This window comes from Klebsiella africana, assembly GCF_020526085.1.
GTDB classification, from domain to species: domain Bacteria; phylum Pseudomonadota; class Gammaproteobacteria; order Enterobacterales; family Enterobacteriaceae; genus Klebsiella; species Klebsiella africana.
In genome coordinates this window covers 402,669-418,030 of sequence record NZ_CP084874.1, presented here as the reverse complement: position 1 = coordinate 418,030, position 15,362 = coordinate 402,669, and the positions used below count along the sequence as shown (strand labels likewise).

Below are 15,362 nucleotides of genomic sequence, written 5' to 3'. Positions count from 1 at the left end.
GCTCCTGCAGTACGCCGTTTTTGTTTTTCCCTCATGTGGCGCAGGCTGATTTACCACCCGGAAGTCAACTATGCACTGCGGCAAACGCTGGTGCTGTGTCTGCCTGTGGCCATCGGTCTTCTGCTCGGGCATCTCCAGCAGGGACTGCTGTTTTCCTTAGTCCCCGCCTGCTGCAATATTGCCGGTCTTGATACCCCGCATAAGCGTTTTTTCAAACGCCTGATTATCGGCGGCTGCCTGTTTGCCGGATGCAGCCTGGTGGTGCAGTTACTTCTCGCCCAGGCGATCCCCCTACCGCTTATCCTCAGCGGCCTGGCGCTGCTGCTCGGCGTCACCGCGGAGATCAGTTCGCTGCACGCGCGTCTGCTGCCCGCATCGCTGATCGCCGCCATCTTTACCCTGAGCCTGGCGGGCAATATGCCCATCTGGGAGCCGCTGCTGATCTACGCCTTCGGCACGCTGTGGTACGGCGTGTTTAACTGGTTCTGGTTCTGGCTGTGGCGCGAACAGCCGCTGCGGGAGTCGTTAAGCCTGCTTTACCGGGAACTGGCCGACTATTGTGAAGCTAAATACAGTCTGTTGACCCAGCATACCGATCCGTCGACCGCCCTGCCGCCGCTGCTCACCCGCCAGCAGAAGGTGGTCGACCTGATTACCCAGTGCTATCAGCAGATGCATATGTTGGCCGCTAACCAACGCAACGACCACAAGCGCCTGCTGCGGGCGTTCCAGATGGGGCTGGATCTGCAGGAGCATATTTCGGTCAGCCTGCATCAGCCGGAAGAGGTGCAAAAGCTGGTAGAACGCAGCCATGCCGAAGCGGTGATCCGCTGGAACGCGCAGACCGTCGCCGCCCGCCTTCGCGTGCTGGCGGATGACATGCTCTATCATCGCTTCCCGCAGCGCTTTCAAATGGATAAACAGATCGAGGCTCTGGAAAAGATCGCCAGGCAACATCCGGATAACCCGGTCGGCCACTTCTGCGCCTGGCACTTCAGCCGCATCGCCCGGGTGCTGCATACCCAGCGTCCGCTGTATGCCCGAGATCTGATGGCCGACAAAGAGCGTCGTTTACCGCTGTTTCCCGCACTAAAGAACTACCTGTCGCTAAAATCGCCCGCGCTGCGCAATGCCGCCCGCATCAGCGTGATGCTGAGCATCGCCAGCCTGATGGGCAACGCCCTGCACTTGCCTAAGCCCTATTGGATCCTGATGACCGTGCTCTTCGTCACCCAGAACGGCTATGGCGCCACGCGGGTGCGAATTGTCCACCGGGCGGCGGGAACGCTCGCCGGCCTGATCATCGCCGGCCTGACGTTGCACTTTCACGTTCCGGAGAGCTATACCCTGAGCGGGATGCTGCTGATCACCCTGCTTAGCTATCTGATCATCCGCAAACACTATGGCTGGGCGATGGTAGGCTTTACGGTGACGGCGGTGTATACCCTGCAGCTGCTGACGCTCAACGGGGAACAGTTTATTATCGCCCGGCTGATCGACACGCTTATCGGCTGCCTGATCGCCTTCGGCGGGATGGTTTGGCTGTGGCCACAGTGGCAGAGCGGCCTGCTGAAAAAAAATGCCCACGATGCGCTGGAGGCCGACCAGCAGGCGATTCGCCTGATCCTCAGCCCCGACCCGAAAGCACCCGCGCTGGCCTATCAACGCATGCGCGTCAACCAGGCGCACAACGCGCTCTACAACTCCCTGAATCAGGCGATGCAGGAGCCGGGGTTTAATACCCACTATCTGGAAGATATGAAGCTGTGGGTAACGCACAGCCAGTTTATCGTCGAACACATCAACGCCATGACCACCCTGGCCCGGGAGCATACGATGCTCACCCCGGATCTTGCCCAGCGCTATCTCGAATCCTGCGAGATTGCGCTGCAGCGTTGCCAGCAGCGGCTGGACAGCGATGGTCCCGGCAGCGCAGGGGATGCCAATATTATGGAGTCGCCGGAAAGCGAGGTGCCAGTCGGTCCGTTAAGTACCCTGGAGCAGCATCTGCAACGCATTCTGGGCCATCTGAACACCATGCACACCATTTCATCAGTGGCATGGCGTCAGCGGCCGCATCATGGCATCTGGCTGCGGAAGATCAGCCGTTAATCACCTTTGCCACGGCCTGAGCAAAGCGCGCCATCCCCTCGGCAATATCCTGCTCGTCGATGATCAGCGAGGGAACAAAACGCATTACGTCCGGCCCGGCGTTAAGCACCATAACGCCGGCGTCGGCCGCGGCATAGAGGAAATCACGCGCGCGACCTTTGTGCTGCGGCTTCAGTTCCGCGCCGATCAGCAGGCCCATTCCGCGAATATCACTGAACAGATCAAACTCGGCATCCAGCTGCTGCAGGTGTTTGACGAACAGTTCGCGTTTCGCGTTCACGCCATCCAGCACCGCCGGGGTATTGATCAGATCGAAGGCGGCGTTGGCGACCGCGCAGGCCAGCGGGTTGCCGCCGTAGGTTGAACCATGGGAGCCCGCATGGAAGGCGCTGGCGATCTCGTGGGTGGTCAGCATGGCGCTGACCGGGAAGCCGCCGCCGAGCGCTTTGGCGCTGGTGAGAATATCCGGGGTCACGCCATAGTGCATATAGGCGAACAGCGATCCGGTACGCCCCATACCGCACTGCACTTCATCAAAGACGAGCAGCGCCTGGTGCTGATCGCACAGCTCACGCAGTCCCTGCAGGAAGGCCGGCGTGGCCGCGGTCACCCCACCCTCGCCCTGAATCGGCTCCACCACCACCGCGCAGGTGTGGTCATCCATCACCGCTTTTACCGCCTGCAGATCGTTGAAGGGAACATGGACAATATCCGCCGGTTTCGGGCCAAAACCATCGGAGTACTTCGGCTGCCCGCCGACGGAAACGGTAAACAGGGAGCGGCCATGGAAGGCATTATGGAAGGCAATAATTTTGGTTTTATACGGGCTATGGCGGGTTACCGCATAGTGACGCGCCAGCTTGAAAGCTGTTTCATTGGCTTCGGTACCAGAGTTCATAAACACCACGCGCTCGGCGAAGGTGGCCTCGACAAGTTTACGCCCCAGACGCAGCGCTGGCTCATTGGTAAAGACGTTGCTGGTGTGCCACAGCGTTTCGCCCTGCTGGTGCAGCGCTGCCACCAGCGCCGGATGGCAATGGCCGAGCGCCGTCACCGCGATACCGCCAGCGAAATCGACATACTCTTTGCCCTGCTGATCCCAGACGCGGCTGCCTTTTCCCTTCACCGGGATGAATTCTGCCGGTGCATAAATTGGCAAAATAACTTCATCGAATGTGGCGCGGGTGATTGCCGGTTGTTCAGTTGCCATGTCTTGCCCATCCCTCTTCGTTACGCAGATGCGATTATGATAATATAATCACAAAATATGCATAAAAAATCAGTCAATGGCAACTGAAAATCACCGTTTCAAAAAGTTAGCCAGCAAGGGATGGCCCTGTTCGCTGAGAATGCTTTCCGGATGAAACTGCACGCCCTCAAGATCCCATTCGCGGTGACGGATCCCCATAATCTCACCGCTGGCGCTGCGGGCAGTGACGATAAACTCGGACGGGAGCGTCGGCGGGTCAATCACCAGCGAGTGATAACGGGTCACCGTCAGAGGATTATTCAGCCCCTTAAACACCCCTTCGCCGTTATGCTCGATAAGCGAGGTTTTACCATGCATCACCTGTGCTGCCCGCACGATAGTCGCGCCAAACGCCTGGGCGATCGCCTGATGCCCGAGACAGACTCCCAGCAGCGGCGTTTTTCCGGCATAGTGGCGGATAACCGCGAGGGAAATCCCCGCCTCATCCGGCGTGCAAGGGCCTGGCGAAATCACGATCTTCTCCGGCGCCAGCGCCGCTATCTCCTCCAGCGTCAACGCATCGTTGCGCCTGACCAGCACCTCCGCCCCCAGTTCGCAGAAGTACTGATACAGATTCCAGGTGAAAGAGTCATAGTTATCGATAAGCAGGATCATAGCGGCTCCGGAACAATCAAAACCGGGCTATTCTACTCAGATTCCCGCGCTTCGCTTACCACTTTGCGAAAGATCGCCACCAGCGGGGCCAGATCGCCCATCGCGCTCTGCTGGCAGGCCGCGCTCCAGGCAGCGGGGTCGACATCACGCCAGTCAAGCAGGTAGCCGGCATGTATCGCCAGCTGTTCAAAGAAAATGCGCTGGGTCAGGCCATTGCCAAGACGAAAAGGGTGTAGCACATTAATTTCGCCATAGAACCAGCTCAGGCGCTCGACAAAGTTATCGCGCGGCAGGCCGTTGAGATAATCCTCCTGCTCAAGGGCCTGCATCAGGGCGTTGCCCTCCTCCTCGATCCGGGCAAAGTGGCAGAACGGCGTATCGCCCAGGTAGAGGTTCACTTCACGCAAGCGGCCCGCCCAGTCAAACAGATCCTGATACAGTTGGTGATGAATAGCGCGCAGATAGGGTAAGCCGCGCACCCGCGGGCCCAGCGGTAGTGTGGCCGCCCGCAGCGCTGTCATCTCAAAGGCGGCCTGCTGCAGATTTTTAGCCTGGCGGATGCCGAGACGGTTGCGCAGAACGTTCAGCGCCGGATAGAGGTAAGGATCGCGTTCATCGCCGAATTTATCGCTCATACTCCCTCCGCAGCGTCGCCAGACGCGCCTGTGCCTCTTCGGCAGTCAGCGTAACCAGCGGCACCGTCACGCCTTCAAGGCGACGGCTGGCCTGAAAATTGGTATTGCGTGTCTGTTCCCAGAGTCGGGATTTTTGCTTTTCGGTGAGTGGACGCATCGTCGCCCCCCTTATCGTCCCCTGTGTGCCACAAGTATAAGCAGCAATTTCAGGTTATGCCGGGAGGCGTCCGGGCGCGGCGGCTACCCACCGCGCTGAGGGAAGATTAAGGCAGCACTTTCGCAGAGAGGATAACAACCGGTTTGGTCGGCACATTCTGGTATGGACCGACGTTATGGGTCTGGACCTGGGAGATCTTGTCCGCGACGTCCATGCCCTTCACGACTTTACCAAACACCGCATAGCCAAAGTCGCGCTGGCCATGGTCAAGGAAGGCGTTATCCGCCACGTTGATGAAGAACTGGCTGGTGGCGCTATCCTGATCGGCGGTACGCGCCATCGCGATGGTGCCGCGGGTATTGCGCAGGCCGTTATCTGCTTCATTCTTAATCGGTGGGTTAGGCTGTTTCTGCTGCATCTGCTCGTTAAAGCCGCCGCCCTGCACCATGAATCCCGGGATCACGCGGTGGAAGGTGGTGTTGTTGTAGAAGCCGCTGTTAACGTACTTCAGGAAGTTATCCACGGAAATCGGGGCTTTCTGGCTGTTTAACTCAAGCTCAATGTTCCCTGCCGAGGTGGTCAGCAGCACATGCGGGTCGCCCTTTGCCGCCATGGCCGGGGAGAACGCTGAAATGGCGAAAACGGCAGCCATCGCCGCCAGTGTTGATTTGAGCATGGAAATTCCTTAACGGAGCAGAATAAAAGCGAGTGCCTTGATTCTAAAGAGCCTTTGCATCCTGGGCCAGCCTTTTACCAAATTTTACTTAGCTGTAATAATTGTAACCGCGCAAACGTTCTCCTTCCCAGCGCTAAAGCGTGACATAAGTCACATTAAAACATGCAAAAGATAATCCATTTCACAATAAACATTTAATTACATCACCTGAACGAATAAAATCTGTCCGCCCGGCGCAGCGTCAACGCGCTTTACCTTTCTATTCACAGGCCAGTCATGACTAACAGCAACCGTATTAAGCTCACATGGATCAGCTTCTTCTCCTACGCCCTGACCGGCGCGTTGGTGATCGTCACCGGGATGGTGATGGGGAACATTGCGGATTATTTCCATCTGCCCGTTTCCAGTATGAGCAACACCTTTACCTTTCTGAACGCCGGTATTCTGATCTCCATCTTCCTCAATGCCTGGCTGATGGAGATCGTGCCGCTGAAAACGCAGCTGCGTTTTGGCTTTATTTTGATGGTGCTGGCGGTGGCCGGCCTGATGCTCAGCCACAGCCTGGCGCTGTTCTCCGCATCAATGTTCGTTCTCGGCCTGGTGAGCGGGATCACCATGTCGATCGGGACCTTCCTGATCACCCATATGTATGAAGGCCGTCAGCGCGGGGCGCGTCTGCTGTTTACCGACTCCTTCTTTAGCATGGCGGGCATGATTTTCCCGATGGTCGCCGCCGTCCTGCTGGCGCGCAGCATCGAGTGGTACTGGGTCTACGCCTGTATCGGACTGGTGTATGTCGCTATTTTCGTCCTGACTTTCGGCTGTGATTTTCCGGTGCTGGGCAAAAAAGCGCAGAGCGAGAACAGCCAGCCGGTGGCGAAAGAGAAGTGGGGCATCGGTGTGCTGTTCCTCTCCGTCGCGGCGCTGTGCTACATCCTCGGTCAGCTGGGCTTTATCTCCTGGGTACCGGAATATGCGAAAAGCCTGGGCATGAGCCTCGGCGACGCCGGTAAACTGGTGAGCGATTTCTGGATGTCCTACATGATCGGCATGTGGTCATTCAGCTTCATTCTGCGCTTCTTCGACCTGCAGCGTATCTTAACCGTCCTCGCCGGGCTCGCGACGGTGCTGATGTACCTGTTTATCAATGGGTCGCCGGAGCATATGCCGTGGTTTATTCTCACCCTCGGCTTCTTCTCCAGCGCCATTTACACCTCGATCATTACGCTCGGTTCGCAGCAGACGCGGGTCGCTTCGCCGAAGCTGGTGAACTTTATCCTCACCTGCGGCACCATCGGCACCATGCTTACTTTCGTGGTCACCGGCCCGATTGTGGCGGCCAGCGGTCCACTGGCCGCGCTGCACACCGCTAACGGCCTCTACGCCGTGGTGTTCGTGATGTGCTTCATCCTAGGCTTCGTCTCCCGTCACCGCCAGAACAACGCTCAGGCGGCGTCTCACTAAGCCTTCGGCCCCTTTGCGTCCGCAAGGGGGCTGTTCCTCATAAAGGAAAGCTCCTCCCCACCGCGGTCGGTCTGGATCCAGGTTTGCGCCAGCTGGGTGGTCGCGATCACCCTTCCCTGGCGAATTGACCAGCGCACAGGCACCTGGCAGCGGACTGCCTCAAAGCCATTCTCCGCCGGAAGGATAATCAGGTTAGCCGGGTTGCCGCTGACAATGCCGTAATCCGTCAGACCAAACGTGCGAGCGCTGTGGTCGGTGATAAGTTTCAAGCCGTCGTTGATCTGCTGATAACCCATCAACTGGCAGACGTGCAGCCCCATATGCAGGACCTGCAACATATTGCCGGTCCCCAGCGGGTACCACGGGTCAAAGACGTCATCATGACCAAAGCACACGTTGATCCCCGCCGCCATCAGCTCTTTCACCCGGGTAATGCCCCGCCGTTTCGGGTAGTCGTCAAACCGCCCCTGCAGATGAATATTCACCAGCGGATTGGCGACAAAGTTGATGCCGGAGAGCTTAAGCAAGCGGAACAGGCGCGAGGTATAAGCGCCATTATAGGAGTGCATGGCGGTGGTATGGCTGGCCGTCACCCGCGGCCCTATCCCCGCCTCCAGCGCCAGCGCGGCAACGGTTTCAACAAAGCGCGACTGCTCATCGTCAATTTCATCGCAGTGGATATCCAGCGGGCGGTCATATTTCTGCGCCAGCCGAAAGGCGATATGCAACGATTCCACACCATATTCACGGGTGAACTCAAAATGCGGGATCGCCCCGACGACGTCTGCCCCCAGCTTCAGGGCCTCCTCCAGCAGCGCCTCGCCGTTGGGGTAAGAGAGGATCCCCTCCTGTGGAAAAGCGACAATCTGCAAGTCGACCCATGGCGCCACCTCCTGTTTGACCTCCAGCATCGCCTTCAGCGCCGTCAACGTGGGATCGGAAACATCAACATGGGTGCGGACAAACTGCACGCCATTGGCGATCTGCCACTTCAGGGTTTTCCATGCCCGGGCTTTGACGTCCTCATGGCTGAGCAGCGCTTTTCGCTCCGCCCAGCGCTCAATCCCCTCGAACAGGGTGCCGGACTGGTTCCAGTGCGGCTCGCCAGCCGTCTGAGTGGTATCCAGGTGGATATGCGGCTCGATAAAAGGCGGGATCGCCAGCCCGCCGCGAGCGTTCAATATCTCGTAGCTTTCGTCGTGCGCCTCGCCCATCGGCGTAATCGCGCCAAAGCGCCCCTTGTCTATTGCTATCTGCCACAGGCCGTCGCGGTCTGCCAGGCGTACGTTTTGAATCAACCAAAGCGGCGCTGCTGTCATATCACCTTCTCCATTCAATACGGCTTGTTTTCCAGCCAATTCTATTCGCGGCCCATCCAATTCTTGTACACAAAATCAGCAAAAAGGAAAAGCCAGTGTTTTCCACAACTTAGAAAAATACAGACAAATCAATCATATACCCATTAAGTGGTAGGTGAAGTTGTCATTGATTTGCATCAATAAGCCTGATGGCTGAATCGTTAAGGTAGGCGGTAATAGAAAAGAAATCGAGGCAAAAATGAGCAAAGTCAGAATCGCTATTATCGGTAACGGCATGGTTGGCCATCGCTTTATCGAAGAGCTTCTCGATAAGGCGCCTGCCGGGCAGTTCGACATTACCGTGTTCTGTGAAGAACCGCGTATCGCCTACGACCGTGTCCACCTGTCGTCTTATTTCTCCCACCATACCGCAGAAGAGCTGTCGCTGGTGCGCGAAGGTTTCTATGAGAAACACGGCGTCAAAGTGCTGGTCGGCGAACGGGCGATCACCATCAACCGCCAGGAGAAGGTAATCCACTCCAGCGCCGGGCGCACCGTGTTCTACGATAAGCTGATTATGGCGACTGGCTCATATCCCTGGATCCCGCCGATTAAAGGCGCGGAAACTCAGGATTGCTTCGTCTATCGCACCATTGAAGATCTTAACGCGATTGAATCCTGCGCCCGTCGCAGCAAACGCGGCGCGGTCGTCGGCGGCGGCCTGCTTGGCCTGGAAGCGGCCGGCGCATTGAAAAACCTCGGCGTGGAAACCCATGTTATCGAGTTCGCGCCGATGCTGATGGCTGAACAGCTCGACCAGATGGGCGGCGAGCAGCTGCGGCGCAAAATTGAAAGCATAGGCGTGAAAGTTCACACCAGCAAAAATACCAAAGAGATCGTCCAGCAGGGCACCGAGGCGCGCAAAACTATGCACTTCGCCGACGGTAGCGAGCTGCAGGTCGATTTTATCGTCTTCTCAACCGGGATCCGCCCGCGTGACAAGCTGGCCACCCAGTGCGGGCTGGCGATCGCCCAGCGCGGCGGCATCATGGTCAACGATAGCTGTCAGACCTCCGACCCGGACATCTATGCCATCGGGGAATGCGCCAGCTGGAACAACCGCGTCTTCGGTCTGGTCGCCCCCGGTTATAAAATGGCCCAGGTGGCTGTCGACCACCTCCTCGGCACTGATAACTGTTTCACCGGCGCCGACCTCAGCGCCAAGCTGAAGCTGTTGGGCGTGGACGTGGGCGGGATCGGCGATGCTCACGGCCGCACGCCGGGCGCCCGCAGCTACGTCTATCTCGACGAAAGCAAAGAAGTTTATAAACGCCTGATCGTTAGCGCCGACAACAAAACGCTGCTCGGCGCGGTACTGGTCGGCGATACCAGCGACTACGGCAACCTGCTGCAGCTGGTGCTCAACGCCATCGAGCTGCCGGAGAATCCAGATTCGCTGATCCTCCCGGCCCACGCCGGCAGCGGCAAGCCGTCGATCGGCGTCGATAAACTGCCGGACAGCGCGCAAATCTGCTCCTGCTTTGACGTCAGCAAAGGCGACCTGATCGCCGCCATCAACAAAGGCTGCCACACCGTGGCGGCGCTGAAAGCGGAAACCAAGGCCGGAACAGGCTGCGGGGGCTGTATTCCGCTGGTCACCCAGGTGCTCAACGCCGAGCTGGCGAAACAGGGCATCGAGGTTAACAACAACCTGTGCGAACACTTCGCTTACTCCCGCCAGGAGCTGTTCCACCTGATCCGCGTGGAAGGCATCAAAACCTTCGACGAACTGCTGGCCAAACACGGTCAGGGCTACGGCTGCGAGGTCTGTAAACCGACCGTCGGCTCCCTGCTGGCCTCCTGCTGGAATGAGTACATCCTCAAGCCGCAGCACACGCCGCTGCAGGACACCAACGACAACTTCCTCGCCAATATTCAGAAAGATGGTACCTACTCAGTGATCCCACGCTCCGCTGGCGGCGAAATCACGCCGGAAGGGCTGCTCGCCGTGGGCCGTATCGCGCGTGAATTCAATCTGTACACCAAAATCACCGGCTCCCAGCGCATCGGCCTGTTCGGCGCGCAGAAAGACGACCTGCCGGAGATCTGGCGGCAGCTGATTGAAGCGGGCTTCGAAACCGGCCACGCCTACGCCAAAGCGCTGAGAATGGCGAAAACCTGCGTCGGCAGCACCTGGTGCCGCTACGGCGTCGGCGACAGCGTGGGCTTCGGCGTGGAACTGGAGAACCGCTACAAAGGCATCCGCACGCCGCACAAAATGAAGTTCGGCGTTTCCGGCTGTACCCGCGAATGTGCGGAGGCCCAGGGCAAAGACGTGGGGATCATCGCCACCGAGAAAGGCTGGAACCTGTACGTGTGCGGTAACGGCGGGATGAAGCCACGCCACGCCGATCTGCTGGCCGCAGACCTCGATCGCGAGACGCTGATTAAGTATCTCGACCGCTTTATGATGTTCTACATCCGCACCGCCGATAAGCTGACCCGCACCGCGCCGTGGCTGGACAACATGGAAGGTGGGATCGACTATCTGCGCAGCGTTATCATCGACGATAAACTGGGCCTGAACGATCACCTTGAAGAAGAGCTGGCTCGCCTGCGCGCCGCTTTCGCCTGCGAATGGACCGAGACCGTAAACAACCCGGCGGCGCAGACGCGCTTCAAACACTTTATCAACAGCGACCAGCGCGACCCGAACGTTCAGGTGGTGCCGGAACGTGACCAGCATCGCCCGGCCACGCCGTATGAGCGTATCCCGGTTACTCTGGTGGAGGAAAAAGCATGAGCCAGTGGGTAAATATCTGCAGCATCGACGACATCCTGCCGGCTACCGGCGTCTGCGCCCTGCTCGGTCAGCAGCAGGTGGCGATCTTCCGTCCCTACCATGACGACAGAGTGTTCGCCATCAGCAACATTGATCCATTCTTCAACGCCAGCGTGCTGTCCCGCGGGATCATCGCCGAACATGACGGCGCGCTGTGGGTTGCCAGCCCGCTGAAAAAGCAGCGCTTCCGCCTGAGCGATGGCCTGTGCATGGAAGATGCCAGCCACTCTATCGCCCGCTTCGACGCCCGCGTGAAAGACGGACACGTTCAGCTTAAAGCGTAAGTCCTTCTCCCTCCCCCCGGCCACGGGGGGAGATATATGTAACACTTCTGACCGACAGCGCATGAGTGCGGGATATGTCGCATGTTTTGTATTACCTTTGCTGCTATTCTACGACCACTCGTTTTCTACCCCTTATTTTTATGAGGTTATTCTGTGGATCACTTACCCATATTCTGCCAGTTGCGCCAGCGCGATTGTTTACTGGTTGGCGGCGGGGATGTCGCCGAACGCAAAGCCCGTCTGCTGCTGGATGCTGGCGCTAACGTCACGGTCAATGCGCTCGATTTCACCCCCCAGTTTCAGGTGTGGGCCGATTCACAGATGCTAACCCTGGTGCAGGGGGAGTTTATCCCCTCGCTGCTGGATAACTGCTGGCTGGCCATTGCCGCTACCGATAATGAGACGGTGAACCAGCAGGTCAGCGAGGCGGCTGAAGCGCGGCGTATCTTCTGTAACGTGGTGGATGCCCCACGCCAGGCCAGCTTTATTATGCCGTCGATCATCGATCGCTCGCCGTTAATGGTCGCCGTCTCCTCGGGCGGGACATCACCGGTGCTGGCGCGCCTGCTGCGCGAGAAACTGGAGTCAATCCTGCCCTTACATCTCGGCCAGCTGGCCCGCTATGCCGGCCATCTGCGCGCGCGCGTAAAACAGCAGTTTGCCACCGTAGGCGAGCGTCGCCGTTTCTGGGAGAAGCTGTTTGTTAACGACCGTCTGGCGCAGTCGCTGGCTAATGACGATCGGCAGGCGGTGGCGGATACCACTGAGCAGTTGCTGACGGAACCGTTAGAGCATCGCGGCGAGGTGGTGCTGGTTGGCGCCGGCCCCGGCGACGCCGGGCTGCTCACGCTCAAAGGGCTACAGCAGATCCAGCAGGCAGATGTGGTGGTCTATGACCGGCTGGTCTCCGACGACATCATGAATCTGGTGCGCCGCGATGCCGACCGGGTGTTCGTCGGTAAACGTTCAGGCTACCACTGCGTCCCGCAGGAAGAAATTAACCAGATCCTGCTGCGCGAAGCGCAAAAAGGAAAACGCGTGGTCCGGCTGAAAGGCGGCGATCCCTTTATCTTTGGCCGCGGCGGAGAAGAGTTGGAGACGCTTTGTGAGGCTGGCATTCCCTTCTCCGTTGTGCCTGGCATTACTGCCGCCTCCGGCTGCTCCGCCTACTCAGGGATCCCGTTAACACACCGCGATTTCGCGCAGGGCGTCCGCCTGGTCACCGGCCACCTGAAAACCGGCGGCGAGCTGGACTGGGCGAACCTGGCGGTGGAGAAGCAAACCCTGGTGTTCTACATGGGTCTGAACCAGGCGCCGGCGATCCGCGAGAAGCTTATCGCTCACGGCATGGCGGAAGATATGCCCGCCGCCATCGTCGAGAACGGCACCGCTGTGACGCAAAAAGTGGTCAGCGGCACTTTAGGACAGCTGGATATTCTGGCGCAGCAGATGGCCAGCCCGGCGCTGATCATCGTTGGTCGCGTGGTCGGCCTACGGGATAAACTGAACTGGTTCTCGAACCACTAACCTTCGCCTTGCGGCATGGACGACAGGCATAAAAAAGGGCGGGATATTCCCGCCCTTTTTAGCTGTTGCATCGCTTACGGTCTGGCGACAAAGCCAATCGCTTCGTATACCGCTTTCAGGGTCTGGGAGGCGCGCGCGCTGGCCTTTTCTGCGCCATCTTTCATCACCTGATTGAGAAACGCTTCGTCGTTACGGAAACGATAATAGCGCTCCTGCAGCTCAGTCAGCATACCCGATACCGCTTCGGCGACTTCGCCTTTCAGGTGGCCATACATTTTGCCTTCAAAATGCTGCTCCAGCTCAGGAATGGTTTTCCCGGTGACCGCGGAGAGAATATCCAGCAGGTTGGAGACGCCCGCTTTCTCCTTCAGGTCGTAGCGCACTACCGGCGGCTCGTCGGAGTCAGTGACCGCGCGTTTGATCTTCTTGACCACCGATTTCGGATCTTCCAGCAGGCCGATGACGTTGTTGCGGTTGTCGTCGGACTTGGACATCTTCTTGGTCGGCTCCAGCAGCGACATCACGCGCGCGCCGGATTTCGGGATAAACGGCTCAGGCACTTTAAAAATATCGCCGTAGATAGCGTTAAAACGCTGGGCAATGTCGCGGCTCAGCTCAAGGTGCTGCTTCTGATCTTCGCCGACCGGAACCTGGTTGGTCTGGTACAGCAGAATGTCAGCGGCCATCAGTACCGGATAATCAAACAGACCGGCGTTGATGTTCTCCGCATAGCGCGCGGACTTGTCTTTAAACTGCGTCATGCGGCTCAGCTCGCCGAAATAGGTGTAGCAGTTCAGCGCCCAGCCTAACTGGGCGTGCTCCGGCACGTGCGACTGAACGAAGATGGTGCTTTTTTGCGGGTCGATGCCGCAGGCCAGATACAGTGCCAGGGTATCCAGGGTTGCCTTGCGCAGCTGCTGCGGATCCTGGCGCACGGTGATGGCGTGCTGGTCCACGATGCAGTAGATGCAGTGGTATTCGTCCTGCATGTTGACCCACTGACGCAGCGCACCCATGTAGTTGCCAATGGTCAGTTCACCTGAGGGCTGTGCGCCACTAAAAACGATGGGCTTAGTCATGTTTCAATTCCTGAGTTTCACTGTGCGGTAACCCGAGAGCGGGTAAGAGTTCATTAAACTGGTCGAAGAGATAGTCCGGCTCGCTCAGCGCAAGCGGTTCGCCATAGTTATAACCGTAGGTCAGGCCAACAGAGCAGCAACCTGCCGCTTTGGCCGCCTGAATATCATTGCGCGAATCGCCGACGAACAGCAGCTCGGCTGGAGCCAGAGAGAGCTTTTCCGCCACCAGCAGTAGCGGTTCCGGATGCGGCTTTTTATTCTGCACGTCATCACCGCCAATCACCACGCTAAAATATTTTGCAATATCGAGCGCCTCAAGCAGCGGGGCGACAAACGGTGTTGGCTTATTGGTGACCAGCGCCAGCGGCAAGTCTTTGGCATGCAGCGCGCCGAGCGTATCGGCCACCGCCGGAAACAGGAAGCTGCCCTCTTCCGCCGCTTCGGCGTAATAGCGGTCAAACAGTTTACGCAAAATGCGTAGCTGTTCGTCTTGCGGAATATCATGATCGTCGACGGAAGGCTTGCCCATCGCCGCACGTAACGTGGCACGCTCCTGACGAGCCCAGGTCAGCGCCCGCTCCATCAGGACATCGGCGCCGTTGCCGATCCAGGTCACGACCCGCTCTTCTCCCGCCACCGGCAGCTCCAGGGCGTAAAGGGCGTTATCAACCGCCGAGGTTAAACCCGGCGCACTGTCCACCAACGTGCCGTCGAGATCAAACGCGATGCCGCGGATCGCCTGTAATTTATCCATGACTCACCTTCGCTAATTCACTACGCATTTGATCAATCACTTTCTTGTAGTCCGGTTGGCCGAAGATCGCCGAACCGGCAACAAACATATCCGCGCCCGCCGCAGCGATTTCGCCGATATTGCTGGCTTTTACCCCACCATCCACTTCCAGGCGGATGTCGTAGCCGGAAGCATCGATGCGCTGGCGCACTTCACGCAGTTTATCCAGCGTCTGGGGAATAAAGGACTGGCCGCCAAAGCCCGGGTTAACCGACATCAGCAGGATCACGTCCAGCTTATCCATCACGTAATCGAGATAGCTCAGCGGCGTCGCCGGGTTAAACACCAGACCCGCTTTACAGCCGTGCTCTTTAATCAGCTGCAGGCTGCGATCGACGTGTTCGGAGGCTTCCGGATGGAAGGTGATAATGCTGGCGCCGGCTTCGGCAAAATCAGGAATGATGCGGTCGACCGGCTTCACCATCAGGTGGACGTCGATTGGCGCGGTAATACCGTAGTTACGCAGCGACTTCAGCACCATCGGGCCAATCGTCAGATTCGGCACGTAGTGGTTGTCCATGACGTCGAAGTGCACGACATCCGCACCCGCCGCCAGCGCCTTCGCGGTATCCTCACCCAGACGGGCAAAATCAGCTGACAGAATCGAAGGGGCAATCAAATACTGCTTCAT

At 58.3% G+C, this 15,362-nt stretch carries 14 protein-coding genes; 5 read left to right on the top strand and 9 right to left on the bottom strand.

Annotation, left to right across the window (positions count from 1 at the left end):
• The first annotated feature begins 33 nt into the window (after positions 1 to 33).
• Positions 34 to 2,112: a YccS/YhfK family putative transporter gene (locus tag LGL98_RS01895; protein ID WP_136033655.1), complete on the top strand. Its 2,079-nt coding sequence runs from the start codon at positions 34 to 36 to the stop codon at positions 2,110 to 2,112.
• Here LGL98_RS01895 and argD read toward each other — a convergent pair.
• The 5 genes from argD to ppiA form a co-directional block, all read right to left on the bottom strand.
• The gene (gene argD / locus LGL98_RS01890; RefSeq protein WP_136033657.1) at positions 2,102 to 3,322 is read right to left on the bottom strand and encodes a bifunctional acetylornithine/succinyldiaminopimelate transaminase; all 1,221 of its coding nucleotides are present in this window, start codon (positions 3,320 to 3,322) and stop codon (positions 2,102 to 2,104) included. The two genes, LGL98_RS01895 and argD, sit on opposite strands and share 11 nt — an antisense overlap.
• A gap of 90 nt (positions 3,323 to 3,412) precedes the next feature.
• Positions 3,413 to 3,976: an aminodeoxychorismate synthase component 2 gene (pabA, locus tag LGL98_RS01885; RefSeq protein ID WP_136033660.1), complete on the bottom strand. Its 564-nt coding sequence runs from the start codon at positions 3,974 to 3,976 to the stop codon at positions 3,413 to 3,415.
• Between the two features lie 32 nt (positions 3,977 to 4,008).
• Positions 4,009 to 4,611 carry a putative adenosine monophosphate-protein transferase Fic gene (locus LGL98_RS01880; protein WP_136033662.1) on the bottom strand — a complete coding sequence of 201 codons (603 nt, stop codon included), beginning with the start codon at positions 4,609 to 4,611 and terminating at the stop codon, positions 4,009 to 4,011.
• Entirely contained in the window at positions 4,601 to 4,768 is a 168-nt protein-coding gene (locus LGL98_RS01875; RefSeq protein ID WP_136033664.1) for a FicA/YhfG family antitoxin, read from the bottom strand. The genes LGL98_RS01880 and LGL98_RS01875 overlap by 11 nt, the downstream gene beginning before the upstream one ends.
• A 106-nt stretch (positions 4,769 to 4,874) precedes the next feature.
• Positions 4,875 to 5,444 (bottom strand): peptidylprolyl isomerase A, encoded by a 570-nt coding sequence (gene ppiA / locus LGL98_RS01870; RefSeq protein WP_002920238.1) that lies wholly within the window; start codon positions 5,442 to 5,444, stop codon positions 4,875 to 4,877.
• Positions 5,445 to 5,720: 276 nt separating this feature from the next.
• Between ppiA and tsgA the strand changes: the two genes are divergently transcribed.
• Complete coding sequence (gene tsgA, locus LGL98_RS01865) at positions 5,721 to 6,908, top strand: MFS transporter TsgA (protein WP_136033666.1); 1,188 nt, start codon at positions 5,721 to 5,723, stop codon at positions 6,906 to 6,908.
• Here the strand turns inward: tsgA and LGL98_RS01860 are convergent.
• A complete protein-coding gene (locus LGL98_RS01860) occupies positions 6,905 to 8,227 on the bottom strand; it encodes a cytosine deaminase (protein WP_136033668.1) in 1,323 nt (440 codons plus the stop codon). The two genes, tsgA and LGL98_RS01860, sit on opposite strands and share 4 nt — an antisense overlap.
• Before the next feature lie 238 nt (positions 8,228 to 8,465).
• On the opposite strand from LGL98_RS01860, the gene nirB reads away from it, so the two are divergent.
• The 3 genes from nirB to cysG all read left to right on the top strand — a co-directional run bounded on the left by nirB (position 8,466) and on the right by cysG (position 12,859).
• Positions 8,466 to 11,009 carry a nitrite reductase large subunit NirB gene (gene nirB / locus LGL98_RS01855; protein ID WP_136033670.1) on the top strand — a complete coding sequence of 848 codons (2,544 nt, stop codon included), beginning with the start codon at positions 8,466 to 8,468 and terminating at the stop codon, positions 11,007 to 11,009.
• A complete protein-coding gene (gene nirD, locus LGL98_RS01850) occupies positions 11,006 to 11,332 on the top strand; it encodes a nitrite reductase small subunit NirD (RefSeq protein WP_002920249.1) in 327 nt (108 codons plus the stop codon). The genes nirB and nirD overlap by 4 nt, the downstream gene beginning before the upstream one ends.
• A 153-nt stretch (positions 11,333 to 11,485) precedes the next feature.
• Complete coding sequence (cysG, locus tag LGL98_RS01845) at positions 11,486 to 12,859, top strand: siroheme synthase CysG (RefSeq protein WP_136033672.1); 1,374 nt, start codon at positions 11,486 to 11,488, stop codon at positions 12,857 to 12,859.
• Positions 12,860 to 12,933: 74 nt separating this feature from the next.
• Here the strand turns inward: cysG and trpS are convergent, their stop codons facing one another.
• From trpS to rpe, 3 genes are read right to left on the bottom strand one after another with little or no spacing between them, the layout of a single operon-like run.
• On the bottom strand, positions 12,934 to 13,938 hold the full coding sequence (gene trpS, locus LGL98_RS01840; protein ID WP_136033674.1) for a tryptophan--tRNA ligase: 1,005 nt from the start codon (positions 13,936 to 13,938) through the stop codon (positions 12,934 to 12,936).
• Complete coding sequence (gene gph / locus LGL98_RS01835) at positions 13,931 to 14,692, bottom strand: phosphoglycolate phosphatase (RefSeq protein ID WP_136033677.1); 762 nt, start codon at positions 14,690 to 14,692, stop codon at positions 13,931 to 13,933. The genes trpS and gph overlap by 8 nt, the downstream gene beginning before the upstream one ends.
• Positions 14,685 to 15,362 (bottom strand): ribulose-phosphate 3-epimerase, encoded by a 678-nt coding sequence (gene rpe, locus LGL98_RS01830; protein WP_004202179.1) that lies wholly within the window; start codon positions 15,360 to 15,362, stop codon positions 14,685 to 14,687. Before rpe ends, gph begins: the two co-directional genes overlap by 8 nt.